Origin of the sequence: Pseudomonas sp. NY15354 (genome assembly GCF_048068075.1) — a bacterium.
Lineage (GTDB): Bacteria > Pseudomonadota > Gammaproteobacteria > Pseudomonadales > Pseudomonadaceae > Aquipseudomonas > Aquipseudomonas guariconensis_C.
Genome location: NZ_JBLUPV010000003.1, coordinates 230,464 through 254,944 on the forward strand (window position 1 = coordinate 230,464; position 24,481 = coordinate 254,944).

21 protein-coding genes are annotated in these 24,481 nt (G+C 63.4%); 8 read left to right on the forward strand and 13 right to left on the reverse strand.

What is annotated here, in order from left to right; all coding sequences use genetic code 11:
- Window positions 1-2: 2 nt before the first annotated feature.
- The 5 genes from ACNFCH_RS04740 to ACNFCH_RS04760 all read left to right on the forward strand — a co-directional run bounded on the left by ACNFCH_RS04740 (window position 3) and on the right by ACNFCH_RS04760 (window position 6,576).
- The gene (locus tag ACNFCH_RS04740; RefSeq protein WP_337158861.1) at window positions 3-830 is read left to right on the forward strand and encodes a peptidoglycan DD-metalloendopeptidase family protein; all 828 of its coding nucleotides are present in this window, start codon (window positions 3-5) and stop codon (window positions 828-830) included.
- 386 nt (window positions 831-1,216) lie between these two features.
- Window positions 1,217-2,890 carry a 2-isopropylmalate synthase gene (gene leuA / locus ACNFCH_RS04745; protein WP_337158860.1) on the forward strand — a complete coding sequence of 558 codons (1,674 nt, stop codon included), beginning with the start codon at window positions 1,217-1,219 and terminating at the stop codon, window positions 2,888-2,890.
- 217 nt (window positions 2,891-3,107) lie between these two features.
- Entirely contained in the window at window positions 3,108-4,412 is a 1,305-nt protein-coding gene (locus tag ACNFCH_RS04750; protein WP_416742357.1) for a hypothetical protein, read from the forward strand.
- Window positions 4,409-5,554 (forward strand): merozoite surface protein 3b, encoded by a 1,146-nt coding sequence (locus ACNFCH_RS04755; protein ID WP_337158858.1) that lies wholly within the window; start codon window positions 4,409-4,411, stop codon window positions 5,552-5,554. Before ACNFCH_RS04750 ends, ACNFCH_RS04755 begins: the two co-directional genes overlap by 4 nt.
- Entirely contained in the window at window positions 5,551-6,576 is a 1,026-nt protein-coding gene (locus ACNFCH_RS04760; protein ID WP_337158857.1) for a DUF6384 family protein, read from the forward strand. Before ACNFCH_RS04755 ends, ACNFCH_RS04760 begins: the two co-directional genes overlap by 4 nt.
- A gap of 141 nt (window positions 6,577-6,717) precedes the next feature.
- On the opposite strand, the gene ACNFCH_RS04765 is transcribed toward ACNFCH_RS04760, so the two are convergent.
- Genes ACNFCH_RS04765 through zwf form a run of 3 tightly spaced genes read right to left on the reverse strand, consistent with a single transcriptional unit; the run spans window position 6,718 to window position 9,579 of the window.
- Window positions 6,718-7,392 carry a bifunctional 4-hydroxy-2-oxoglutarate aldolase/2-dehydro-3-deoxy-phosphogluconate aldolase gene (locus tag ACNFCH_RS04765; RefSeq protein WP_196162852.1) on the reverse strand — a complete coding sequence of 225 codons (675 nt, stop codon included), beginning with the start codon at window positions 7,390-7,392 and terminating at the stop codon, window positions 6,718-6,720.
- 17 nt (window positions 7,393-7,409) lie between these two features.
- The gene (pgl, locus tag ACNFCH_RS04770; RefSeq protein WP_337158856.1) at window positions 7,410-8,123 is read right to left on the reverse strand and encodes a 6-phosphogluconolactonase; all 714 of its coding nucleotides are present in this window, start codon (window positions 8,121-8,123) and stop codon (window positions 7,410-7,412) included.
- A complete protein-coding gene (zwf, locus tag ACNFCH_RS04775) occupies window positions 8,110-9,579 on the reverse strand; it encodes a glucose-6-phosphate dehydrogenase (RefSeq protein WP_337158855.1) in 1,470 nt (489 codons plus the stop codon). Before zwf ends, pgl begins: the two co-directional genes overlap by 14 nt.
- Window positions 9,580-9,788: 209 nt before the next feature.
- On the opposite strand from zwf, the gene hexR reads away from it, so the two are divergent.
- A complete protein-coding gene (gene hexR / locus ACNFCH_RS04780; RefSeq protein ID WP_170831788.1) occupies window positions 9,789-10,652 on the forward strand; it encodes a DNA-binding transcriptional regulator HexR in 864 nt (287 codons plus the stop codon).
- Here hexR and ACNFCH_RS04785 read toward each other — a convergent pair.
- From ACNFCH_RS04785 to edd, 10 genes are all read right to left on the reverse strand, one after another.
- Entirely contained in the window at window positions 10,645-11,499 is an 855-nt protein-coding gene (locus ACNFCH_RS04785) for a D-hexose-6-phosphate mutarotase (protein WP_416742358.1), read from the reverse strand. The two genes, hexR and ACNFCH_RS04785, sit on opposite strands and share 8 nt — an antisense overlap.
- Window positions 11,500-11,616: 117 nt before the next feature.
- On the reverse strand, window positions 11,617-12,918 hold the full coding sequence (locus ACNFCH_RS04790) for a carbohydrate porin (RefSeq protein WP_416742389.1): 1,302 nt from the start codon (window positions 12,916-12,918) through the stop codon (window positions 11,617-11,619).
- Window positions 12,919-13,002: 84 nt separating this feature from the next.
- Window positions 13,003-14,151 carry an ABC transporter ATP-binding protein gene (locus ACNFCH_RS04795; protein WP_337158853.1) on the reverse strand — a complete coding sequence of 383 codons (1,149 nt, stop codon included), beginning with the start codon at window positions 14,149-14,151 and terminating at the stop codon, window positions 13,003-13,005.
- 3 nt (window positions 14,152-14,154) lie between these two features.
- Window positions 14,155-14,991, reverse strand: coding sequence for a carbohydrate ABC transporter permease (locus ACNFCH_RS04800; RefSeq protein WP_416742359.1), 837 nt, complete (start codon window positions 14,989-14,991; stop codon window positions 14,155-14,157).
- Complete coding sequence (locus tag ACNFCH_RS04805; RefSeq protein ID WP_070093187.1) at window positions 14,984-15,892, reverse strand: carbohydrate ABC transporter permease; 909 nt, start codon at window positions 15,890-15,892, stop codon at window positions 14,984-14,986. The genes ACNFCH_RS04800 and ACNFCH_RS04805 overlap by 8 nt, the downstream gene beginning before the upstream one ends.
- A 160-nt stretch (window positions 15,893-16,052) precedes the next feature.
- On the reverse strand, window positions 16,053-17,315 hold the full coding sequence (locus ACNFCH_RS04810) for an ABC transporter substrate-binding protein (protein WP_416742360.1): 1,263 nt from the start codon (window positions 17,313-17,315) through the stop codon (window positions 16,053-16,055).
- 135 nt (window positions 17,316-17,450) lie between these two features.
- Complete coding sequence (locus ACNFCH_RS04815; protein ID WP_337158851.1) at window positions 17,451-18,905, reverse strand: ATP-binding protein; 1,455 nt, start codon at window positions 18,903-18,905, stop codon at window positions 17,451-17,453.
- On the reverse strand, window positions 18,886-19,584 hold the full coding sequence (locus ACNFCH_RS04820; RefSeq protein WP_416742390.1) for a response regulator: 699 nt from the start codon (window positions 19,582-19,584) through the stop codon (window positions 18,886-18,888). Before ACNFCH_RS04820 ends, ACNFCH_RS04815 begins: the two co-directional genes overlap by 20 nt.
- A 76-nt stretch (window positions 19,585-19,660) precedes the next feature.
- A complete protein-coding gene (locus ACNFCH_RS04825) occupies window positions 19,661-20,620 on the reverse strand; it encodes a glucokinase (RefSeq protein WP_337158849.1) in 960 nt (319 codons plus the stop codon).
- Complete coding sequence (gene edd / locus ACNFCH_RS04830; RefSeq protein ID WP_337158848.1) at window positions 20,617-22,443, reverse strand: phosphogluconate dehydratase; 1,827 nt, start codon at window positions 22,441-22,443, stop codon at window positions 20,617-20,619. Before edd ends, ACNFCH_RS04825 begins: the two co-directional genes overlap by 4 nt.
- 265 nt (window positions 22,444-22,708) lie before the next feature.
- Here edd and gap point away from each other — a divergent pair, with 265 nt between their 5' ends.
- Both gap and ACNFCH_RS04840 read left to right on the forward strand, forming a co-directional pair.
- Entirely contained in the window at window positions 22,709-23,710 is a 1,002-nt protein-coding gene (gene gap, locus ACNFCH_RS04835) for a type I glyceraldehyde-3-phosphate dehydrogenase (RefSeq protein WP_416742361.1), read from the forward strand.
- Between the two features lie 185 nt (window positions 23,711-23,895).
- Window positions 23,896-24,408 carry an RNA polymerase sigma factor gene (locus ACNFCH_RS04840; RefSeq protein WP_416742362.1) on the forward strand — a complete coding sequence of 171 codons (513 nt, stop codon included), beginning with the start codon at window positions 23,896-23,898 and terminating at the stop codon, window positions 24,406-24,408.
- The last annotated feature ends 73 nt before the right edge of the window (window positions 24,409-24,481 follow it).

A 24,481-nucleotide genomic window follows, 5' to 3' on the forward strand; every position in this document is an offset into this window, starting at 1 on the left:
ACATGCCCCGCCTGCTTGCTCCTCTGCTTGCCCTCTCCCTGCTGTTGCTCGGCACCCACGCCCAGGCCAGCTACATCACCCGCCAACTGAACAAACCGGTGCCTGGCGGTGTGGCAGTGGTCGACCTGGGCCCATCGGCCTCGGCACCCAGCGCCCGCTTCGATGGCAAGCCGGTGCTGGTGGTGCAGGAGCAAGGCAACTGGCTGGCCATCGTCGGCATCCCACTGACGCAAAAGCCTGGGACCGCCGTGCTGTCCCAGGGCTCGCGCAGCCTCCCTTTCACCGTCGGCAGCAAGAAGTACCCCGAGCAGCACATCACCCTGAAGAACAAGCGCCAGGTCAATCCAGAGCCCTCCGACCTCAAGCGCATCGAGCGCGAGCTTGCCGAGCAGATCAAGGCCTATCGCAGCTTCAGCCCAGCTCTGCCGAGCAACCTGATCCTGGACAAACCGGTCAGCGGGCCACTGTCGAGCAAGTTCGGCGTGCGTCGCTTCTTCAACGGCGAGGAGCGCAATCCCCATGCGGGCCTGGACTTCGCCGTGCCAGCCGGCACGCCCATCAAGACCCCGGCCAATGGCAAGGTGATTCTGGTGGGCGACTACTTCTTCAATGGCCGTACTGTGTTCGTCGATCACGGCCAGGGCTTCATCAGCATGTTCTGCCACATGTCGAAGATCGACGTGAAACCTGGGCAGACGCTGCGCCGTGGCGAGGTGGTCGGCCGCGTGGGCGCCACGGGGCGGGCGACCGGGCCGCACATGCACTGGAATGTCAGCCTCAATGATGCGCGGGTGGACCCGGCGATCTTCATCGGGGCATTCCAGCCCTGAGGATCGGTGGAGTCTGTTTCGCGCGTACCCCTCCCACAGGACTGGCGCTGTCTTGGAAGCCTTCACAAAACCCTGCGGGCTCCGAGTTGCGCCATCGAAAAATACAGCGCAAAAATACCGAAGACATCTTCACATATGAGCCATAAAATCTCGCACAACCGCTTTTTTTAAGCATTCCTCTCAATTTTTTCCGAATGCTTGCCATCCCTCCAGCCACTGGTTAGGGTTGAGGCATGAAAACCTTCAGCACCCTCATCCTGCTCCGACAACATCGCAGCCTCTGCCTGGTCAGCGCCCGACTACCAGGCTGATCGTGTCGCCTCGCCTCCTCATCTCGTTATCGCTCGGCAGGCCCGATCTCGGCCGCACATAAAAGGATTGCTTCCATGACCATGCTCAAAGACCCTTCGAAGAAATACCGCGCCTTCCCGACCATCGACCTGCCTGACCGTACCTGGCCGTCGAAGACCATCACCCAGGCGCCGATCTGGTGCAGCTCCGACCTGCGTGACGGCAACCAGTCGCTGATCGAGCCGATGGATTCGGAGAAGAAGCTGCGTTTCTGGAAGACCTTGGTGCAGGTCGGCGTGAAGGAAATCGAAGCCTCGTTCCCTTCCGCTTCGCAAACCGACTTCGACTTCGTGCGTACCCTGATCGAAGACGGCCACATCCCGGACGACACCACCATCCAGGTGCTCACCCAGGCCCGTGAAGACTTGATCGCGCGTACTTTCGAATCCCTGCGCGGCGCCAAAAAAGCCATCGTTCACCTGTACAACGCCACTTCGCCGTCGTTCCGTCGCATCGTCTTCAACCAGGACAAGCAAGGTGTGAAGGACATCGCAGTGAACGCCGCCAAGCTGTTCGTCAAATATGCCGCGCAGCAGCCGGAAACCCAGTGGACGTTCCAGTACTCGCCGGAAACTTTCAGCGCAACCGAGATGGAGTTCGCCAAGGAAGTCTGCGACGCAGTGATCGAGGTATGGAACCCGACTCCTGAGCACAAGATCATCCTCAACCTGCCGGCCACCGTCGAAGTCTCGACGCCGAACGTCTATGCCGACCAGATCGAATGGTTCTGCCGCAACGTCAACCGCCGCGACAGCGTGATCATCAGCCTGCACTGCCACAACGACCGTGGCACCGGTATCGCCGCCACCGAGCTGGGCCTGATGGCCGGCGCCGACCGTGCCGAAGGCTGCCTGTTCGGCAACGGCGAGCGTACCGGTAACGTCGACCTGGTGACCTTGGCCCTGAACCTCTACACCCAGGGTATCGACCCTCTGCTGGACTTCTCCGACATCGACGGCGTACGCAAGGTCGTCGAGGAATGCAACCAGCTGCCTGTGCACCCTCGTCACCCGTACGTGGGCGACCTGGTTCACACCGCGTTCTCCGGCTCGCACCAGGACGCCATCCGCAAGGGCTTCGCCAAGCAGAAGGACGACACGCTCTGGGAAGTGCCGTACCTGCCGATCGACCCGGCCGACATCGGCCGCAGCTACGAGGCGGTGATCCGCGTCAACAGCCAATCCGGCAAAGGCGGCATCACCTACCTGCTCGAGCAGGAGTACGGCATCAGCCTGCCACGCCGCATGCAGATCGAGTTCAGCCAGGTGGTACAGGGCGAGACCGACCGTCTGGGCCTCGAGATGACCGCTCAGCAGATCTACAGCTTGCTGCACAAAGAGTACCTGCAAGCCAACACGCCGTACGCGCTGGTCAGCCATCGCCTGCAGGAAGAGAACGGCCACAGCGCCGTGGAAGTTGAAGTCGCCGGCGAAGGCGAAACCACCCTGCACTGGCGCGGCAAAGGCAACGGCGCGCTGGAAGCGCTGGTCGCCGGCTTGCCAGTCAGCGTGGAGATCATGGACTACAACGAACACGCGATCGGTGCCGGCACCAACGCCAAGGCCGCAGCCTACATCGAACTGCGTGTGGCCGGTGGTCGCCCGGTGCATGGTGTGGGGATCGACGAGAACATCACCACCGCCAGCTTCAAGGCACTGTTCAGCGCCCTGAACCGCTCGCTGAGCCAGCAGGAAGCCAAGGCGGCGTAAACTTCAGTCGTCCCTGAAAAGGGCCCGTATCCACCGATACGGGCCCTTTTTTTTCGCAAGATCGCTCGGCCACACACAGAAAGCACATAGCCATCACTTTGCTCAAAATGCTGGGTATACTCGCTCCATCTTCCACCGCTTCGATCAAGGATGACGGCCCGTGGACCCGTCCGCCATCACTCGATCACCGGCATACGGACCATGGACGCTGCTTCTGATGACTCCCGTCACCCTCATGGCACTGGCTGACCAAAATAGCCACGACTACTTGAGTCGTCTAATCGACTGCCTGCGCAGTTGCTCCCACCTGCACACAGAGCACCTGCAATTACAAGTACACATTCTCAGTGATCTGTACGACATCGCCGATGACAGCTTCGAAGCCTGTCAGATCCAGCACGCGCTCGAGCAACGTCAGCAGCGGCAAGATCAGTGCTATGCGCAACTGGAAAAGGCACGCCAAGACATTGCCGAATTGACCCAGACGCTGCGCGAACATCAAGCCAAACTGGACCAGGGTCTGCAACAGGCGCTAGGCGAATCCAGCCAGAGCCCCGCGATGCGTGAGTGCCAGTACGAACTGCAACAGGCTCGCAACGCACGCGAGCCCGTGAAGCGCGACCACCTGCTGCTCAGCCAGGAGTGCACGCAGAAGCTTGCGACCTATGTCCGCCATCCGCTGTATCGGTACCTGCGCCAGCAAGGCTTTGCCAGCCCGACCTATCGACGCAACGCACTGAACCGGCTTCTGGACGAGTGGCTCGCCAAGCACTGCAATTTCAGCCAGAACCTGCGCAATGAACAGTTGCTCAACGCCATGCAACAACACAGCGCCGCACAACTGGCCGAGCATGACAAACACATAGGCGCGCTGGAGCAGCGCTTTGAGGATTTACGCAAGGCATTGAGTCAACAGCCCGCCCAGGCCAAGCAAGTGCAACGCATCGAAGCGCTGGCCGATCAGGTCATCGCTTGCTGGATCCAAGCCGAGCCCCTTCATCTCGAAGCCTTTCGGTATGCGCGGTGCGAGGACGAGGACGGCCAGGATGCCCTGCGCTGGCTGAAATACGAACTCAAGGCCGACTCGCTGGAGGAGGCACTTGCGCAATGGGCAGCCATCGGCTCGCCCCAGCCCGAGCGCTATAGCCGGGAATTGCTCGCACTGCGCCAGCGACTGGACCTCGCCACCGAACAGATCAACAAGGCATTGGATGCCCTTCGACACGCCGAGGCACTGGAGTTCGCCTTGCGCGCCAGCATGAGCCCATTCGCTTGCACGTGCGGCGCCCAGTCCAAGGAACCCGTACGGTGCACCTGTCATCTGCTGTTGCCCACAGGCGAGCGCTATGCGCCGCGCCCGGACTATGCGTCACTGATCGACAGCTACATGAATCGCACGTTGCTGCTGGGTTCCCTGATCAATACGATCAAGGCCGCACGCCTGGCACCGGCCACAGCACCGGAACACAGCGTCAGCGGCACCCTCTCCCCAGCCCCACAACTCATGCAAGGACACCCATGAGCCAATATCTGGAACGAGCCCTCAATGGCCTGCAACAACTCGGTATCAGCTTCGGCCAGCCCGCCGCTCAGCCCACCCCGGTGTTAGTGCTGCTGGATAAAGTCGCGCATTACGACAACGACCGTGTCACGGCCATCGCCGCTGTATTGCAGCAAGCCACCCTGTTCAACCAGATCGTGCGCGAGCAGATCGAGGGGATGGACATCGCCAACCGCTACCTGGACATCACCGAAAGCTTCACCTCGATCCGCGAAGACGCCGCGAACATGGCCTCGTGGATGGACGATGGTCGCCTGGACACCCTCGAACGCCTGAAACTGGGTTGGATGAACATGGCCCGCGGCTCGATTCCCAGCCGTTTCGGCGACATTCGCAAGCACTACCTGGAGGTGAGCAAGGCCGCCAGCGACCAGATCACACGGGAAAACCTCATCCTGGAAGCCTATATGGATTTCCGCCTGGCGATGAAGACCGCCGAGGTCGAGGCCCAGCAGGTGCTGGCCATCGCCGCCCAGGCGCTCAAGGCGCGCACCCAGGCCCTGGATGCGGCCAGCGCCCAGGTGACCGCAGCCGAGCAGCAGGACCCCGCCCGGCGCGCGGCGCTGGAACTGGCCCGCGACGAAGCCGTGCGCGCACTGCAAAACGAAGACAAGAGCTACCAGATCATCAAGGACATCGCCGATGACCTGAGGGTTGGCTACAACACCGCCGAAATGGTCTTCGCCCGTATCAGCCAAGTCCACGTGGTCAAGGAACGCCAGTACCAACGCATGGTTTCGTTCTTCTCCACCAACGAAGTGGTGCTGACCAGCCTGGCCGTTTCGTTCACCGCCAACCAGGGCATGAACGAGGCCACCCACACGCTCAATGCCACCACCGATGGCATCAGCAAGGGGCTCGAAGCCCTTGGCCAACTGGGCAACCAACAGCTGGACGCCGCGCTCAAGGCCAGCTATGGCTCGACCGTCCGCGTCGATTCGGTACGCGCCCTGGCCCAGGCCACCCTGGACTTCCAGAATGACATGAAAGGCCTGACCGACACCTACCGTGCCGAATCCAGCAAGGCTGCACAGGAAATCGCCAACGCCGTGGAAGACGCCAAGCGTGCCTTCTCCGCCCTGCTGACCAAAGCCGCGCAATGAGCAACGGCACATTCCGCGAACAGATGGGGGCCATGGCCCTGGTCGACGAGCTACGCCTTCAGCAACGCCAGATGCAGGAACACCTGGACCTGCCGCGGCGCCGCGAGGAAGTCGCCGAACGCATCCGTGGCTACTATCAACGCCAGGGCATCGCCTGTGATGACGCGCTGATCGAACAAGGCGTGCACGAGTTCTTCGCCCGCCGCCTGGTGTTCGAAGCGCCCGCGCTGAGCTGGCCGCGCCGATTGCTGGCCGGACTTCTCCTGCGCCGCGCGCTGATAGCGTGGTTACTGGTAGGCGTTGCCCTGCTCGGCGGCACGCTGCTGGCGACCAAGCAGCGCCCATCTCCGGCGCCCTCCCAACCGAGCAAAGCCAGCGTCGCCAACGCCAGCAATGGCCTGGCGGTGCCCGCGCCACAGTGGTCGTCAAAAGCGGAACGGGCCGCCTACCAGGCACGCCTGGAGCAATACACGCAGCTGATGGCCCGTATCGAAGCCATGCCGCTGTCGAGCGACACGCGCGCCAGGCTGATGCCGTATGCCCTTTCAACCGGCCCGGTGGTAACCAACCATCCACCGGCCGCATCCAGCAAAGCGCTTCGCGAATTGCAGTTGTTCACAGACTTCGTCGAGTCGAAACTGCAACTGGTGATTCCCGACGGCACGGACGAGGTGTCCGGTTACGAACGCTGCCTGATGGGCGACACGTGCCGGCGAGGCAGTAAAGACGGCAAGGCATGGTTCCTGGTCTTCCAAGGGCACGACCCTCAGGGGCGGGTGGTGACAATGCCGGTGCTCAGCAACGGCTTAACCACCTTCACCGACACCGTGGGCGTGCAGGTCAGCCGTGCGCAATACCTCAAGTCACGCAAAAGCAAGAGAACCACGGGCCACATCGACAAGCCGATCTTCGGCAAGAAGGACGCTTACAGCCTTGGCCGAGGTTTTGACGCTCGCATCATTCCCGGTGGCAGATTCGACAATCCATCCGAAGACCCACAGTCCATCACCGCCCGCTTCTGACCCGGACCGACCGCAGGCACGTGCGGAGCCTCTATTGAGGACCGCGCCCCCGGGCAGCGCTCACACATCGTCTTCATGGCAGGCAAAAAAGGGGCGCCAATTCGGCGCCCCACAAGCGTTGTAGCACACAACAAATCAGGTTCAGTCCAGCAGCGCCATCGCCTCGGCACTGCAAGCCTCGATCCGCGCCCAGTCGCCGTTCTTGATCCAGCTGCTGTCGAGCATCCAGGTCCCGCCCACGCACATCACGTTGGGCTGGGCCATGTAGTTGCGCACGTTGGCCGGGTTGACGCCACCGGTGGGGCAGAAGCGGATGTCGCCGAACGGGCCGGCGAAGGCTTTGATCGCCGCTACGCCGCCGCTGATTTCGGCGGGGAACAGTTTGAAGCGACGGTAGCCCAGGGCGTAGCCCATCATGATTTCAGACGGCGTACTGATGCCGGGCAGCAGCGGGATGTCGCTTTCGACGCCCGCCTGGAGGATGTCCTGAGTTACCCCAGGGGTCACCACGAACTGTGCGCCAGCGGCTTCGACGGCAGTGAACATGGTGCGATCCAGGACGGTGCCGGCACCGACGCACAGCTCCGGGCGCTGCTCACGCAGCACGCGAATGGCCTTGAGGCCATGCTCGGAACGCAGGGTCACCTCCAGGGTGCGGATGCCACCGGCGGCCAGGGCGTCGGCCAGGGGCAGGATGTCTTGCTCACGGGCGATGGTGATCACCGGCAGAATCCGCGCCTTAGCGCAGATCGCGTCGATCCGGGCGGCTTTCTCGGCCATCGAGAGCAGAGGCTGTTGGCGTTCGAGCGTGGTCATGAGAGTGGATCCTTGGCTCATGGGCACCAGTAGATGTCCAGGGGGTCGTGAAGAAAGGCGCGAATCGGCATTTCGGTTGGGTCAGCGGCCGCCAATGCGGCGCGCAGGGTAGCGAGTTTGCCCGAGCCTTGCACAGACAGGGCGGTGAAGCCGGCGCTGGCCAACAGGGCACGGGTCATGCTCAGGCGCTGGCGCGGCACACTCGGTGCCAACATCGGCAGGCAGCGGCGGGCGCTGCGCACATCCAGGCCTTCATCCAGATTGGGGCTGGCCGGGAACAACGAGGCCGTATGACCGTCATCGCCCATGCCCAACACCAGCACATCGATCGCAGGCAGCGCAGCCAGGGCTTGGTCAGCCAGGACAGCGGCGGCCTCGAGATTCTCGGCGTAGTGATACAGGCCCACGAAGCGGGCCTTGGCAGCCGGCCCCTTGAACAGGTGACGTGCGAGCAAGCCGGCGTTGCTGTCGGCGTGCGCGACCGGCACCCAGCGCTCGTCGGCCAGGCTGACCGTGACGTTCGACCAGTCCAGCGCTTCGCCTGCGAGCTTCTCCAGGAACGGCACCGGGCTGCGGCCACCCGACAGCACCAGACACGCCGCGCCTTTGCGGGCAATGGCCTGACGCAGCTTTTCGGCCACGTCATGGGCCAGCGTCGCCGCCAAGGCTTTGCTGTCAGCCAGCGAATGCATCGTTACGCTTGCCGGCAGTTGCAGTTCAGATATCGCCATACCACGCCCTCCCGTCACGTGTGATCAGTGCGATGGAGCTCATCGGCCCCCAGGACCCCGCCGCGTAGGGCTTGGGTGCATCGCCGGCGTTCTTCCAGCCGGCGATCAACTGGTCGCACCAGGTCCAGGCATATTCGATTTCATCTTTGCGCACGAACAGGTTCTGGTTGCCGCGCATCACTTCCAGCAACAGACGCTCGTAGGCATCCGGGATACGCGTACTGCGCCAGGTATCGGAAAAATTCAGCTGCAAGGGCCCGCTGCGCAGTTGCATGCCTTTGTCCAGGCCTTGCTCCTTGGTCATCACCCGCAAAGAAATGCCTTCGTCCGGTTGCAGGCGGATGATCAGTTTGTTACCGATCTGCAAACGCTGCTCGGGGGCAAAGATGTAGTGCGGTGTTTCCTTGAAGTGGATGACGATCTGCGACAGCTTTTGCGGCATGCGCTTGCCGGTACGCAGGTAGAACGGCACACCAGACCAACGCCAGTTGCGGATGTCCGCGCGCAGGGCGACGAATGTCTCGGTATCACTCTGGGCGTTGGCGTTGTCTTCTTCCAGGTAGCCTGGCACCGGCGCGCCATCGCTGTAGCCAGCAATGTACTGCCCGCGTACCACACGGGTGCTCAGGGCCTCGCCAGTGATCGGCGCCAGGGCCTTGAGCACCTTGACCTTCTCGTCGCGAATGCTGTCGGCGGACAGGTCGCTCGGCGGGTCCATGGCGATCAGGCAGAGCAACTGCAGCAGATGGTTCTGGATCATGTCGCGCAACTGCCCGGCCTTGTCGAAGTAGCCCCAGCGCCCCTCGATCCCCACTTTCTCGGCCACGGTGATTTCCACGTGGGAGATGGAGTTCTGGTTCCACTGGGTTTCGAACAAGCTGTTGGCAAAGCGCAGGGCAATGAGGTTCTGCACCGTCTCCTTGCCCAGGTAGTGGTCGATGCGATAGACCCGGTTCTCCGGGAAGAACCGCGCCACCGCATCGTTGACCCGACGGGACGACTCCAGGTCATGACCGATGGGCTTTTCCAGCACGACGCGAGTACGGGCGGCCAGGCCGGCTTTGTCCAGGTTCTCGCAGATCGCGCCGTACACCGAGGCGGGAGTGGCGAAATAGGCAATCAATGGCAGGTCTGCTGCGACCTGCTCGGCCAGCGTCTGGTAGCCGTCGGCCTGGAGAAAATCCAGGCGCAGATAGTTCAGACGGCCGAGGAAGCGCCCCAGCACGCCGGGTTCGATGTCAGCCTCTGGCACGAAGCGGCGCAGGTGCGCCTCGATGGTCGCCAGATGCTGCTCGCCGTCACCGGCTTCACGAGCCAGGGCCAGCAGGCGTGAATCGGCATGCAGCAAGCCGGCTCGGTCGAGCTGATAGAGCGCGGGAAACAGCTTGCGCAGTGCCAGGTCGCCCAGGGCGCCAAACAAGGCAAAGGTGCAAGGTTCTACACTGATCGCAGCCATGATGTTGGTTCTTTCCTAAAGTTGGCCTAGGAATATCGTTTTCAACCGCGGTTTTCAAGGGGTAATGTAGTAAAAACCACAACATTACCGACAACTGTGACAGACAAGTGGTACGGCAACCTCGCCGACAGTACGATAGACACCGTGCAAAAAGCCCGCTGTTCCCTCAGCCGGCTGTCTTCCCGACCCAAGGACATACCATGGACCGCGTGAGAAACCTCCTGGAACAGATCCAGGGACGCCTCGACGAGCTGAACAAGGCCGAACGCAAAGTCGCCGAAGTCATCCTGCTCAACCCGCAACAAGCTACCCGATTCAGCATTGCCGCGCTGGCCCAGGCCGCCAAGGTCAGCGAGCCGACGGTCAACCGCTTCTGCCGCTCCTTCGGTGTCAGCGGCTACCCCGAACTCAAGCTGCAACTGGCCCAGAGCCTGGCCAGCGGCGCCGCTTACGTCAGCCGTGCGGTGGAAGCCGACGACGACCCAGCCGCCTACACCCAGAAAATCTTCGGCAGCGCCATCGCCTCGCTCGACAGCGCCTGCCAGGCACTCGACCCACACCAGGTCAGCCGCGCCGTGGACATGATGATCCAGGCCCGGCAGATCCACTTCTTCGGCCTGGGCGCCTCGGCCCCCGTGGCCCTTGACGCCCAGCACAAGTTCTTCCGCTTCAACCTCGCGGTGTCGGCCCATGCCGACGTGCTCATGCAGCGCATGCTGGCTTCGGTCGCCCACACCGGCGATCTGTTCGTGATCATCTCCTACACCGGTCGCACCCGCGAACTGGTGGAGGTGGCCCGCGTGGCGCGTGAAAACGGCGCCTCGGTGCTTGGCCTGACCGCCGCTGGCTCGCCCCTGGCCAAGGCCTGCAGCCTGAGCCTGAACATCCCGTTGCCGGAAGACACCGACATCTACATGCCGATGACCTCGCGGATCATCCAACTCACCGTGCTCGATGTGCTGGCCACCGGCATGACCCTGCGCCGCGGCGTGGATTTCCAGCCGCACCTGCGCAAGATCAAGGAAAGCCTCAACGCCAGCCGCTACCCGATCGAGGACGACGAGCTCAACTGAGCCGGTGCGCCTGCAGGCTCAGATGAGCCTGCTGCCCCGGCGCCAGGCTCAGGCCCTCGCCACTGCCACTGGCGATCTCGACGCAGACGAACCGCTGACACTCCCGTCCGCTGACGCCCACCAAGGGGCGCTTGCCGGGGTGCCAGACCACGGTGTCATCGGAATCGCCACTGTCGATGCACAGCTCACGCTCCCAGGCGGGATCCTGCAACTGCACCCGGGGCGTACCCGGGTAGACCTTCTGGCAGCCGCCCTTGACCTTGAGCGCACCGTCCTCGCGGCAGGCCTGGCGATTGAGGCGGTCGTAGCCTTCGATGTCCTCAAGCCCAGACAGCGCTATCTCCGAGACGTCACTGATACGCCAATAGGCCAGCAGCGCATGGCTCAACTGGCACGGTTCGCTGTCTTGGTGCTCGGTGGTCAAGCTCAGTTCCATACCACTGCCCAATCGCGCGCGCAGGTCCACTTGCCAGTCGCACAGCTGCAGGCGCCAAGTCAAGGTCACGCCCTCTTCGTCCTCCTGGCTCTCGACCAGCTTCCAGTCGAGCAGGCGCGCCCAGCCATGGGACGGCCACAGGTCTTCGCTGGGATGACGCCCATACCAGGGCCAGCACACCGGTACGCCACCTCGGATCGCCCCAGCCAGCGGCCACTGTTCGGCGCACCACAACCAAGGCCGTTCACCGGCAGGCTGAAAATGCACCAGTTGCGCCCCCTGGCGACTGAATACCGCCTGGCAACGGGGGTGATCGATGATCAACACATCGCGCTGCTGATAACGCTCCCACTCGAACGTCGGCCTGGGCCTCTGCGCGCAAAAGAAGCGATGTAGCGGATGTTCGGGCATGGTTCCAAGCTCTTGTTGTTTGAGATAGCGCTGTCTCGGCGCGGGCTTCATTTCCACTGAGCTCCAGTGGAAATGAAGTGGCCGGGAATGGATGGCGTAAATTTACAACAATTTTTCTCAGAATGACGACTGAATCTTCAATCCCGCGACCAGCGCGTTGTCGACCTCATCCACCGCGCCTGGGCTCTTGATGTACTGCAGGTTGGGCCGCACGGTCAGCCAATTGGTGACATGAAAGCCATAGTAGAGCTCGGCGTTGTACTCGGTGCGCTGCAGCGGCACGAAGCCTGGATTGTCGTAGTCGTCGATGCCGCTGGCGGCGTTGAGCTGCTCGGCGCGCTTCTTGACGTCGTCATTGACGTGGATCCGCGCGATGCCAAAACCAATGTCGTCCTTGGGCCGGGCATCGAAGGGGCCTTTGTAGACCATGCCCACTTGCTGGTAGTTGTCGATGACGTTGGTGGCCTTGTCATGCACGGTGAAGTTGGCGAACAGGCTCAGGCCCCGGTTGACGTCACCGTTGTGCGCCGTCACCTGCTGCTGGGCCACGACCCACCAGCCGTGCTTGCTGGACTGGGATTTGAAGTCGTTGCCGGTGATGCCTTGGGGTTGGCCGTTGACGTCCTCATAGACATCGTCGGCGTTGGCGGTGCTGTAGTAGTAGCCCAACCGGTACTCGCCCGGCAGGCCGTTGACCTTGGGCGACCAGACCATCTCCACCGGCAGGATCGCACCTTTGGTGCCGCTGCCGCTGAGCTTGAAGCCGTTGCCGGTCTCAAGGTTCGACGGATTCTGTTCGAAGGCCCCCACCTGCACGAAGAATTCCGGGTTGATGTTGTACTTGACCCGCAGCGCCCATTGGCTGACCGGCCAGTTGTACCAGATGCCACCGACCCAGTTGCCCACCTGGGAGCCGCAGAAGGCCAGGTTCTGGAAGTCGCACGGGAAGCTGTTGAAGTCCTCGCCCTCGCCGAAGCGGCCGAATTTCACGTCCAGGGCGCCATCGAAGTATTTCTGCTTGATCCACATCTGGGTCAAGCGCCAGGTCTGGCCCCGCCCCCAGACCTCCTGGACCGAGCTCAACTGCCCAGCGCGTGGGTCGCTGATGCGGTCGTTGGACAAGTTACGACCGCTGCGCTCGGTGATGGCCAGCTTGAACTCGGCGTCATGCCAGCCCAGGATCTTCTCAAGGTCCAGATGCGCGCCCAGGGCGAACTGGTCGCTGTAGCGGGCGGTCTTGTCGTCGTTGTAGCCGCCGTGCAGGTTCCCGGCCACCTCGCCGACATAGTCGAGGGTGAAGTCGTAGCCTTTTTCCAGCAGCTCGGTGCGGGTACCGCCCCAATCGCCGGTCATCCATTTCGAATCCGCCGAGAAGGCCTCGGCCGCGTGCGCCCCGCCGCTGCCAACGAGGGTCAGCATGGCCAGCGAGCCCAGCGTCCTGATGCGTTTGCGATGGTCCATCCCTTGTTCCTCACTTTTCTTGTTATTGAAGGTTTAGATGACTCAGCGCCCTTTGAAGCGCGCAACATTGCCTGTGGCGATCTGCTCGGGCGCGACCTGCCCCAGGCGCTCGCCACTGGCGGCGTCGAACAGCAGCACCCGCGCGGGGTCGAACTGCAGATTCAGACTGTCCCCCACACGGCAGGCGACATCCGGCGCCAAACGGCAGCACACCTTGACTTGATTGAGGGTGACGAACACCAACAGGTCCGGCCCGGTGGGCTCGGTCACCTGCACCTCGGCGCGAATGCCATGCACGCCATCGCCCTCTCCCACGCCAATCTGCTCGGGGCGAATGCCCAGCAGCACCTCGCCCCCTTCAAGCTCATCCGACAGGCCAGCCACAGGTAGCTCGCAACGGGCCTGCCCACTGTCGAGCAACGCCACCAGGCGTCCTTGCTGTTTCGTCAGGCGCGCCGGAATGAAGTTCATTGGCGGTGAGCCGATGAAGCTGGCGACGAACTGATTGGCCGGGTCGTTGTAGATCTGCTGGGGCGTGCCGAACTGCTGGATGACGCCGTCCTTCATCACCGCCACTTTGTCACCGAGGGTCATGGCCTCGATCTGGTCATGGGTGACGTACACGGTGGTGGTCTTCAAGCGTTGGTGCATCAGTTTGATCTCGGTGCGCATCTCCACCCGCAGCTTGGCATCGAGGTTCGACAACGGCTCGTCGAACAGGTAGATCTTCGGCCGCCGCGCCAAGGCCCGGCCCATGGCCACCCGCTGCTGCTGACCGCCAGAAAGCTGGCCTGGCTTACGCGTGAGCAGATGCTCGATCTGCAGCAGCTTGGCCACCCGCGCCACCTCCTCGTCGATCGCCGCCTGAGGCATCTTGCGAATCTTCAAGCCGAAGGCGATGTTGTCGCGCACGTTCATGGTCGGGTACAGCGCATAGGACTGAAACACCATGGCGATGTCCCGATCCTTGGGGCTCATGCCACTGATGTCGGCGCCATCGACCAGGATTTCGCCGCCGCTGATGTCCTCCAGCCCGGCGATGCAGTTCATCAAGGTCGACTTGCCGCACCCGGAGGGGCCGACCAGGATCAGGAACTCGCCAGACTCGATGCCCAGATCGATGGCCTTGAGGGTATCCGGCAGGCCGCTGCCGTAGCGCTTGTTGACGTTGCGAAGTTCGAGCCGTGCCATGTGTCACCCCTTGACCGCGCCGGCGGTCAGGCCGCGCAGGAAATATTTGCCGGCCAGCACATAGACCAGCAGGGTCGGAAGCCCCGCGATCATCGCCGCCGCCATGTCGACGTTGTATTCCTTGACCCCGGTGCTGGTGTTGACCAGGTTGTTCAGGGCCACGGTGATGGGCTGGGCGTCGCCGCTGGCGAACACCACGCCGAAGAGAAAGTCGTTCCAGATCTGGGTGAACTGCCAGATCAGGCAGACCATGATGATCGGCACCGACATCGGCAGCAGGATCCGCCCGAAGATGGTGAAGAACCCCGCCCCGTCCAGCCGCGCCGCGCGCACCAAGGCCTCGGGCACGCTGCAGTAGTAGTTGCGAAAGAACAGCGTGGTAAAGGCCAGCCCATACACGATGTGCACCAGCACCAGCCCCGTGGTGGTGCTGGCCAGCCCCAGCTTGCCGAGGGTGAACGAGGCCGGCAGCAGCACCGTCTGGAACGGCAGGAAGCAACCGAACAGCAACAGGCCGAAGAACAGCTGCGAGCCTCTAAAGCGCCACATCGACAGCACATAACCGTTCAAGGCGCCCACCAAGGTGGAGATGAGCACGGCCGGTACGGTGATCTTCACCGAGTTCCAGAAGTAGCCACCGACCGTGTCCCAGGCCTTGATCCAGCCGATCCCGGTGACTACTTCCGGCCAGCTCAGCAGGTTGCCGGCGCGGATGTCCTCCGGCGATTTGAAGCTGGTCAGCAGCATCACCACCAGGGGTATCAGGTACAGCGCACAGGCGATCAGCAACGTGGCATGGATGGCCAGGCGGCTGGGGGCAAACCAACGCGGACTAGTCATGGCGCTTGGTCCTCAGTTCCGAATACAAGTAGGGCACCAGGATCGCCAGGATGGCGCCGAGCATGAGGATCGCGCTGGCCGACCCCATGCCCATCTGCCCACGGCTGAAGGTGAAGTTGTACATGAACATCGCCGGCAGGTCGGAGGCGTAGCCCGGGCCGCCAGCGGTCATCGCTGCCACCAGGTCGAAGCTCTTGATGGCGATGTGCGCAAGGATCATCAAGGCACTGAAGAACACCGGCCGCAGGCTTGGCAGCACGATGCGCAGGTAGATCTTCGGCAGGCTCGCGCCATCGACCTGGGCGGCGCGGATGATCGAGGGGTCGACCCCACGCAGGCCCGCCAGGAACAACGCCATGACAAAGCCTGAGGCCTGCCACACCGCGGCGATCACCAGGCAATAGACCACCCGGTCCGGGTCCACCAGCCAGTCGAAGCGAAAGCCTTCCCAGCCCCAGTCGCGCAGCAGTTTGTCCAGGCCAAGGCCAGGGTTGAGCAGCCATTTCCAGGCGGTGCCGGTGACGATCATCGACAGCGCCATCGGGTATAGGTAGATCGTGCGGATGACGCCTTCACGGCGGATGCGCTGGTCGAGCAGCACCGCCAGCAATACCCCCACCACAAGGCTGATGGCGATGAACAGGCCGCCGAACACCAGCAGGTTCTTGCTGGCGACCCACCAGCGGTCGTTGGCCAGCAGCTTGAGGTACTGGCTCAGCCCGGCCCACTGATAGCTGGGCATGAAGCTGGAGCGGGTGAAGGACAGCACGAAGGTCCAGAGGATGTAGCCATAGAAGCCCACCAGGACTATCAGCATGCTGGGCGCCAGCACCAGTTTCGGGAGCCAGCGTTGCAGGGCGTCCAGGGGAGAGGCCCGCAGGGTTGCGATTGCTGTGTTCATGTGAGGTACCGGAGAACCTGCATCGAGCGCGAGTCCTGTGGAGCGGGAGGCGTCGAACCGCCGCAAACACCGGCGAAGCGGGTGCCATGCACCGTGTCGCATGCTTCGCGGGTGAGCCCGCTCCCACAGGGGCCTGTAACGTCAGGGAGAGGCGGCAGTACTACTGCGCTGCCTTGATCGCTGCGCCCAGTTGCTTGGCCGCCTTGGCAGGGTCTGCCTTGGGGTCGTTGAGGAAGTTGGTGACCACATCGAAGATGGCCCCCTGCACCGCCAGTGACGAGGCCATGTTGTGCGCCATGCTCGGTTGCAGCCCCTGGCCTTTCTCGGCCTCCTGGAAGTCCTTCTGCGACTGCTGGGTGCAGGCGTCGAACGCACTCATGTCCATGCCCTGGCGCACCGGCAGCGAGCCCTTGGCCTGGTTGAAGGCGGTCTGGAAGGCCGGCTCCAACGCGACCTTGGCCAGGTCGTTCTGGGCCTTGATGTCGCTCTCGTTCTTGAGCTTGAACATCGCCAGGGAGTCGATGTTGTAGGTGAAGCTGCCCTGGGTGCCGGGGAATGGCACGCACTGGTAGTCCTTGCCGGCCACCTTGTGGGCGGCGGTCCATTCGCTCTTGGCCCAGTCGCCCATGATCTGCATCCCGGCCTTGCCGTTGATGACTTCGGCGGCCGCAATGTTCCAGTCGCGGCCGGCGCGGTTGGCGTCCATGTAGGTGCCCAGGCGCTGCAAGGTCTTGAAGGTCTCGACCATCTTGTCGCCGGTGAGCGTCTGCTCGTCCAGCTCGACGAAGGCCTTGTGGTAACCCTCCGGGCCCAGGATGCTCAGGACCAGGCTTTCGAACACCGTGCTGTCCTGCCAGGGCTGGCCACCATGGGCCAGCGGCTGAAAGCCTGCGGCCTTGAGCTTGTCGGCGGCGACGAACAGCTCATCGAGCGTACGCGGCACTTTGGCGCCCGCCTTCTCGAACACCACTGGGTTGACCCACAGCCAGTTGACCCGGTGGATGTTCACCGGAACGGCCACATAGTGGTCATCGTACTTCCAGATGTGCGTGAGCTTGGCCGGCAGCAGTGTGTCCCACTGGTTGGCGTTGGCCACCTCGTCGAGTTCGGCGAGCAGACCCAAAGCGCCCCACTCCTGGATGTCGGGGCCCTTGATCTGCGCGGCGGCAGGTGGGTTACCCGCCACGGCGCGGCTCTTGAGCACGGTCATGGCGGCGGCGCCACCACCACCGGCCACGGCATTGTCCTTCCAGGTGAAACCGTCTTTTTCGACCTGCTGCTTGAGGGTATTGACGGCGGCGGCCTCGCCGCCGGAGGTCCACCAATGCAGGACTTCGACAGTCCCGTTATCGGCGGCCAAGGCCGTCAGCGGCAGGCATGAGGCGAGGGAAACGACAGCGGCGAGGCGAGTGATCACATTCATCGTGGAGAACCTTTCTTGTTGTTATGCGAAGGCAAGTCATGGGTGCTTGCGCTTGCCTTGGAGTCTAAACAGCCGGCAAAGGCCGCCAGGTAACGAAGGGATGCGCGAATGTCACCAAGCGGTGACATTCGCCACTCAATCGATGCTGCGCGGCAGGCTCAAGGTGACCCGCAAGCCGCCCTGGCGCAGGTTCAGCAAGCTGACCTCTCCGCCATGGCTGTGGGCGATATTGCGCGCGATGCCTAGCCCCAGCCCGTAGCCCTGCTGCTGACCGGCCAGCCGGAAATGCGGCTCGAACACCTGTTCCAGGCGTTGTTCCGGCACCCCAGGCCCTTGGTCATCCACTTGCAGGACAAACCCCGTGGCGCTGTCGAGAATGCGCAGATGCGCCCGCTCGCCATACTTGATGGCATTGTCGATCAGGTTGCCGATGCACCGGCGCAGGGCCAGGGGCTTGCCCGCATACGGCGCCAGGGCACGCCCTTCGAGGGTGATGCGGCCGTCGCCCAGGTAAGGCTCGGCGAGTATCTCCAGCACTTGGTTGAGGTCCACCGGCTCGATGTTCTCGTGGATGTCGGTGTCTTTCACGCACTGCAACGCCCCTTTGACCAGCAGCTCCAATTCATCGAGGTCACGGCTGAACTTGGCCTGCATTTGCTCGTCCTCGAGCAGTTCGACCCGCAGGCGCAAGCGCGTGATGGGCGTGCGCAGGTCGTGGGACACCGCACTGAACAGCTGCGCACGCTCGGTCAGGTAGCGGCTGATGCGCTCGCGCATGCTGTTGAATGCCCGCCCCACTTCAGCCACCTCACTGCCGCCGCCTTCGGTCACCGGCGCGACATCGGCCCCCAGGGACATCTCCCGCGCCGCCCGCGCCAGGCGCTTGAGCGGGCGGCTCTGCCAGTGCACGAGCAAACCGATGAACAGCAACAACAAGGCGGTGGTCAACGCGATGAAGCCGATCTGCTGACGCGGCAGGCGCTCGGCCTCAAGGCTGGTGTAGGGCTCTGGCAGCAGCGAGGCGATGTACAACCACTCGCCTTCGTCCAGGCGGATCTGGGTGACCAGCACCGGCGGGTTGAGCGGTTCCAGGGTGAGGGAATAATGCGCCCAGGAGCGCGGCAGCTCGTCGAGCTTCAAGCCGCTGTTGAAAATGCGCAGCTCCTGGGGGCTGACGAATTCCACGGAGATTTCCATCTGCGGCCCCAACCGCTCGTGCAGCACCGACTGGAACACGTCGATCACCGCCTGCTTGCGTGGCGTGATCGGCAGCACGGGCATGTCCAGCGGCTTGTCGTTGAGCGAGACGAAAAACCGCGTGCCGCCCATGCTGCGCAACTGGTCCAGGACCATGGGCCGATAGGCGACCGGCAACGAACGGAAGTAACTGACGCTGGCGCTCATCGAATGGGCCAGGCTGCGGGCACTGGCCTGCAGGCCCTGGAGCTGGCTGGCGCGCAACTGGGAGACCCAGATCAGGCTAGACAGCCCTTGGGCCAACAGCACCACCAGCAACGTCAACGACAGCATGCGCCCGAGCAGTGAGCGCGGCAGCAGGCGCCAGCGCCGCTCAGCAGGCAGGGCAGACATGGGCCGCCAGCAGGTAACCACTGCCGCGCACAGTGCGGATCAACCGTGGCGGTTTGTCGGTGTCCCGCAGGCGTTGGCGCAGGCGGCTGACCGCCATGTCGACGATGCGGTCCAGCGGCATCGGCTCACGGCCTCGGGTGGCATTACCGATGGTGTCGCGATCGAGGATCTGCTGCGGATGGTCAAGAAACAGCTTGAGCAGGGCGAAGTCGGCGCCGGAGAGAATCACCTCTTCGCCATCGCGATGGAACAAGCGATGACTGATGGTATCCAGGCGCCATTCGTCGAAGGCCAGCACCGCCTGGCTGGGTGCCGCCTGACCGAACTCGGCGCGGCGCAGCAACGCCTTGATCCGCGCTTGCAACTCACGGGGGCTGAACGGTTTGCCCAGGTAGTCGTCGGCGCCCAGTTCCAGACCAATGACCCGGTCGGTCTCGTCGGAGCTGGCGGTCAGCATGATGATCGGCACCCGCGCCAGACGCGGGTGCTGGCGCACCCAGCGACACAGGCTGAAGCCATCCTCATCAGGCAGCATCACATCGAGAATCGCCAGGTCACAGGGCACGGACTCCAGCGCCTGGCGAAAGCCCCTGCCATCGGCCTCGGCATGCACCTGGAAGCCCGAGCGGCTCAGGTAGGTCTGCAGCAGTTCACGGATTTCCTGGTCGTCGTCGACCATCAGGATCGATTTACCGGCGGTGGTCACTGAACCTTCCTCTGGTGGTGATAACGGATGGGCACCCAGGGCCCGGCGATCAATGATCCAACGCCTGCTGCAGCGCCACCCCTGCCCCCAGCAAGCCGGAGAACTCCGCCGTCACCAGCCACACCGGCACCCCTTCGAAATAGCCGCTCATGCAGCCCTTGTCGGCAAAGCTCGTGGCAAAACCGCTCTGCAGAAACAGCTCGGCAAAGCGCGGAATCACGCCGCCGACAATATAGACCCCACCCCGTGCCCCCAGGGTCAGGACATTGTTACCGGCCACACGCCCAAGGAAACGGCAGAACTGCTCGACCACCGCCAGGGCTCGCGGCTCGCCGCCCAGCGCGGCATCGGTGATGTGCGCGGGCGTCTTGTGCCGGGGTACGTCGCCATCGAGCGCGCACATTGCCTGGTACAAGCGCACCAGCCCGCCGCCGCTCAATACCGTCTCGGCGCTGACATGACCGATCTGCCGATGGATCTGCTGATGGATCGCCGTCTCGCGCTCGTTGCCCACCGGCAGGTCGACATGCCCGCCCTCCCCTGGCAAGGCCAGCCAGTGCTGGTTGTCCAGGCGCAACAGGCTGCCTACGCCCAGGCCGGTGCCGGGGCCGATGACCAGGGCCGGGCGCGCAGGGTCGGCGGCGCCCGGACACACCTGGCGATACTCGCCAGGCTGCAGACGCGTCATGCCCAGGGCCATGGCGCTGAAGTCGTTGATCAACAGCAGGTGCTCGACCTGCAAGGCTTGGCAGAAAGCGCGGCGGCTCAGCCGCCAGTGATTGTTGGTGAAGCGGAACGCATCGCCGCTTACCGGTCCGGCGACCGCCAGGCACACCGCCGCCAGCCCACCATGGGCAATGCCTTGCCCCGTCAGATAAGCCTCGATGGCCTGCTCAGGGCTCGTGTAGTCGGCAGTCGCCAGGACTTGCACCGCCTGTAACTGGTTGTCGTGCCACAGGGCAAAGCGGGCGTTGGTGCCGCCGATATCGCCAACCAGCAGTGCTTTCATTTCAGTCGCTCCAGGGCCGAGGTGAAGGCGCTGGCACCCTGCTCGGCTGGGCTGAACGCCACACGCATGAAGCCAAACAGCTCGCGTCCCATGCCCAGGTCATTGCCCTGGGGAGGCGCCGGCTGGTCACGGGTGGCCAGTTCCTCGGCCGATACCATCAGTTGCAACGTGCCCTCGATGCCATCGACCCGCACGATATCGCCATCGCGCACCCGCGCCAGCGGCCCCCCGTCGTAGGCCTCGGGGCACACGTGGATGGCTGCCGGGATCTTGCCCGAGGCGCCGGACATCCGCCCGTCGGTGACCAGCGCCACCTTGTAGCCACGGTCCTGCAGCACGCCCAGGAAGGGGGTCAGCTTGTGCAGCTCGGGCATGCCGTTGCAACGCGGCCCCTGGAAGCGCACCACTGCGACGAAGTCCCGCTCCAGCTCGCCGGCCTTGAACGCATCGGCCAGAGACTGCTGGTCATGGAACACCCGGGCCGGCGCTTCCACCACCTGATGCTCGGGCGCTACCGCCGACACCTTCATGACGCCACGCCCGAGGTTGCCGTTCATCACTCGCAAGCCGCCTTCGGCCGAGAACGGTCGCGCCACCGGGCGCAGGATGCTCTCGTCCAGGCTCTGGCGCGGCCCTTCACGCCAGACCAGCTTGCCCTCCTCGAGGAACGGCTCCTGGGTGTAGCGGCGCAGGCCGTGGCCAGCCACGGTATTGACGTCCTCGTGCAGGAGCCCGGCATCGAGCAGTTCACGAATGAGGAAGGCCATGCCACCCGCTGCCTGGAAGTGGTTGATGTCGGCCTTGCCGTTGGGATAGACGTGGGACAGGGTCGGCACCACCTCGGAAAGGTCCGCCATGTCCTGCCAGGTCAGCTGGATGCCGGCAGCCTGGGCGATGGCCGGGATGTGCAGGGTATGGTTGGTGGAGCCGCCGGTGGCATGCAGGGCGACGATCGAGTTGACCAGCGCCTTCTCATCGACGATCTCGCCCAGGGGCATGAAACTGCCGCTGGCCTTGGTCATGCGCGTGACCTGCTGCGCCGCCTCGGCGGTCAGGGCGTCACGCAACGGCGTGTACGGATTGACGAACGAAGCCCCCGGCAGGTGCAGCCCCATGACTTCCATCACCAGTTGGTTGGTGTTGGCCGTGCCATAGAAGGTACAGGTGCCGGGGCTGTGATAGGACTTCATCTCCGACTCCAGCAGCTCTTCGCGACTGGCCTTGCCTTCGGCGTAGCGCTGGCGCACGTCGGCCTTTTCCTTGTTGGAGATGCCCGAAGGCATCGGGCCGCCGGGGACGAAGATGGTCGGCAGATGACCAAAGCGCAGAGCACCCATCATCAGGCCCGGCACGATCTTGTCGCAGATGCCGAGCATCAATGCGGCGTCGAACATGTTGTGGGACAGGGCGATGGCGGTGGACATGGCGATCACTTCACGGCTGGCGATGGCCAGCTCCATACCTGGCTCGCCCTGGGTGACGCCATCGCACATGGCCGGTACGCCACCGGCGAACTGGCCGACCGAGCCGATCTCGCGCAGCGCCTGTTTGATCTGTTCCGGGAAGTGCTGGTACGGCTGGTGCGCCGACAGCATGTCGTTGTAGGCCGAGACGATGGCCACGTTGGCGGCGTTCATCATCCGCAGGCTGTGTTTGTCCTCGGCGCCGCAGCCGGCCACGCCGTGGGCGAAGTTGGCACATTGCAGGCTGGCGCGCATGGGGCCATCGCTGGCCGCGCCGCGAATCAGCTCCAGGTAGCGTTCACGGGTGGCACGGCTGCGTTCGACCAACCGTGCGGTGACCTCAAGGATGCGCGGATGCATGTACTGGACTCCAGGCTGACTGTAAGGGTGGCGTCGATGGGCATTTCCCCTTCAAACGATTGCGGCCTAGGCTCAAGGGAAGGGGGCCTGACGCGATCTGGGGGTGGTCTGCCCGACCACTCGTTGTAGGTTTAACAAAATACTGCCATCAAAAAGGCTTGTTTTCTATCCAGCAGTGAATAATCTTGTAATTCCAATAACAAAACCGTTTCAGTGAAGTGACCTTTTTGCCACAAGCTTCACTCGGACTGCCAGAGGTAATGCCATGACCCTTCGCATCGCCATCAATGGATTTGGCCGCATCGGACGCAACGTCCTGCGCGCACTCTATACCCAAGGCTACCGCCAGGACCTGCAGGTCGTCGCCATCAACGACCTGGGCGACAGTGCAATGAACGCCCACCTGCTCAAGTACGACAGCGTGCACGGCACGTTCGATGCACAAGTGGAGTCCGACCAGGAGAGCCTGACGGTCAATGGCGACCGTATCGCGGTCAGTGCCATCCGCAATCCTGCGGAGCTACCCTGGAAGGCCGAAGCGGTGGACGTGGTGTTCGAATGCACGGGCTTGTTCACCGACCGCGCCAAGGCTGCCGCCCACCTGAGCGCCGGTGCGGGCAAGGTGATCATCTCGGCGCCCGCCAAGGGCGCTGACGCCACGGTGGTGTATGGGGTCAACCACGACACCCTGCGCGCCTCGCACCAGATCATCTCCAATGCCTCCTGCACCACCAACTGCCTGGCGCCGATCGCCCAGGTGCTGCACCGCGAGTTCGGCATCGAGCAAGGGCTGATGACCACCATCCACGCCTACACCAACGATCAGGTGCTCACCGACGTCTACCACACCGACCCCTACCGCGCACGCTCGGCCACCCAATCGATGATCCCGAGCAAGACCGGCGCCGCCGAGGCCGTGGGCCTGGTGCTGCCGGAGCTGGCCGGCAAGCTCACCGGCATGGCGGTGCGGGTGCCGGTGATCAATGTGTCGCTGGTGGACCTGACCGTCAACCTCAAGCGCGAAGCCCGCGCCGAGGAGGTCAACCAACTGTTCCTCGAAGCCAGCCGACATTCGCGCATCCTGGGCTACAACGCCCTGCCGCTGGTCTCCTGCGACTTCAACCACAACCCGCTGTCGTCGATTTTCGATGCCAACCACACCCGCGCCAATGGCCGGATGCTCAAGGTGCTGGCGTGGTACGACAACGAATGGGGCTTCTCCAACCGCATGCTCGACAACTGCCTGGCGCTGTGCAACGCGAATTGATCGGGCAGCCCATCGCAGGCTTTGTCAGTTCGTTTTTAGGACGGGTGAAGCCTGCCATGGGCCCCGGTGCCTCTGCCGCAAGGTCGCCGCACAGCGATACTTACCCATTCTTTACTTCGATGAGACTTGACCAATACAACAGATGATAAGCATTATCATTTGCCTTTCATCGGTCAGGTTTCCTCGTGAGTCAGTCCCGGTTCAACACAGTGTTCCTCACCCAGCGCCTCCCTTTGCTGCGCACCTTGCAGCGCATGGTGGGCAACCCCAGCACGGCCGAGGACCTGCTCCAGGAGACCTACCTGCGGGTCACCCGTGCCCTGGGCGAACGCCCCATCGAGCACCTGGAACCGTTCGTGTTCCAGACCGCGCGCAACCTCGCGCTCGATCACCTGCGCGCCCGCCGGGTGCAGGCCCGCACGCTGGTGGACGATGTTCCTGACGAGGTGCTGCACAATGTCGCCGCGCCGACCAGCAGCAGCGAAGATGCCGCCCATGCGGAGCAATTGCTCGAGCACCTGAGCGTCAGCCTTGACCAACTCACCCCACGCCAGCAGCGCATCTTCATCCTCAGCCGCCTGCAGGGCGCCAGCTACCTGGAGATCGCCGAGCAATTGCAGGTATCGGCCAGCACGGTACAGAAGGAGCTGAAACTGATCATGGCCATCTGCATGGGCGTGGCCGACCGCCTCAAGTGAGCCGACCATCCGCCGGCCGGCAAAGGCAAAGCCCTTGCCACGCTCCCTCGCAGCCATGATCATTCGCGAAAAA

Excerpts from the sequence above, each read along its gene's own strand:
- ACNFCH_RS04740 (WP_337158861.1), top strand. The coding sequence starts at position 3 with ATGCCCCGCCTGCTTGCTCCTCTGCTTGCCCTCTCCCTGCTGTTGCTC.
- leuA (WP_337158860.1), top strand. The coding sequence starts at position 1,217 with ATGACCATGCTCAAAGACCCTTCGAAGAAATACCGCGCCTTCCCGACC.
- ACNFCH_RS04750 (WP_416742357.1), top strand. The coding sequence starts at position 3,108 with ATGACTCCCGTCACCCTCATGGCACTGGCTGACCAAAATAGCCACGAC.
- ACNFCH_RS04755 (WP_337158858.1), top strand. The coding sequence starts at position 4,409 with ATGAGCCAATATCTGGAACGAGCCCTCAATGGCCTGCAACAACTCGGT.
- ACNFCH_RS04760 (WP_337158857.1), top strand. The coding sequence starts at position 5,551 with ATGAGCAACGGCACATTCCGCGAACAGATGGGGGCCATGGCCCTGGTC.
- ACNFCH_RS04765 (WP_196162852.1), bottom strand. The coding sequence starts at position 7,392 with ATGACCACGCTCGAACGCCAACAGCCTCTGCTCTCGATGGCCGAGAAA.
- pgl (WP_337158856.1), bottom strand. The coding sequence starts at position 8,123 with ATGGCGATATCTGAACTGCAACTGCCGGCAAGCGTAACGATGCATTCG.
- zwf (WP_337158855.1), bottom strand. The coding sequence starts at position 9,579 with ATGGCTGCGATCAGTGTAGAACCTTGCACCTTTGCCTTGTTTGGCGCC.
- ACNFCH_RS04785 (WP_416742358.1), bottom strand. The coding sequence starts at position 11,499 with ATGCCCGAACATCCGCTACATCGCTTCTTTTGCGCGCAGAGGCCCAGG.
- ACNFCH_RS04790 (WP_416742389.1), bottom strand. The coding sequence starts at position 12,918 with ATGCTGACCCTCGTTGGCAGCGGCGGGGCGCACGCGGCCGAGGCCTTC.
- ACNFCH_RS04795 (WP_337158853.1), bottom strand. The coding sequence starts at position 14,151 with ATGGCACGGCTCGAACTTCGCAACGTCAACAAGCGCTACGGCAGCGGC.
- ACNFCH_RS04800 (WP_416742359.1), bottom strand. The coding sequence starts at position 14,991 with ATGACTAGTCCGCGTTGGTTTGCCCCCAGCCGCCTGGCCATCCATGCC.
- ACNFCH_RS04805 (WP_070093187.1), bottom strand. The coding sequence starts at position 15,892 with ATGAACACAGCAATCGCAACCCTGCGGGCCTCTCCCCTGGACGCCCTG.
- ACNFCH_RS04810 (WP_416742360.1), bottom strand. The coding sequence starts at position 17,315 with ATGAATGTGATCACTCGCCTCGCCGCTGTCGTTTCCCTCGCCTCATGC.
- ACNFCH_RS04815 (WP_337158851.1), bottom strand. The coding sequence starts at position 18,905 with ATGTCTGCCCTGCCTGCTGAGCGGCGCTGGCGCCTGCTGCCGCGCTCA.
- ACNFCH_RS04820 (WP_416742390.1), bottom strand. The coding sequence starts at position 19,584 with ATGGTCGACGACGACCAGGAAATCCGTGAACTGCTGCAGACCTACCTG.
- ACNFCH_RS04825 (WP_337158849.1), bottom strand. The coding sequence starts at position 20,620 with ATGAAAGCACTGCTGGTTGGCGATATCGGCGGCACCAACGCCCGCTTT.
- edd (WP_337158848.1), bottom strand. The coding sequence starts at position 22,443 with ATGCATCCGCGCATCCTTGAGGTCACCGCACGGTTGGTCGAACGCAGC.
- gap (WP_416742361.1), top strand. The coding sequence starts at position 22,709 with ATGACCCTTCGCATCGCCATCAATGGATTTGGCCGCATCGGACGCAAC.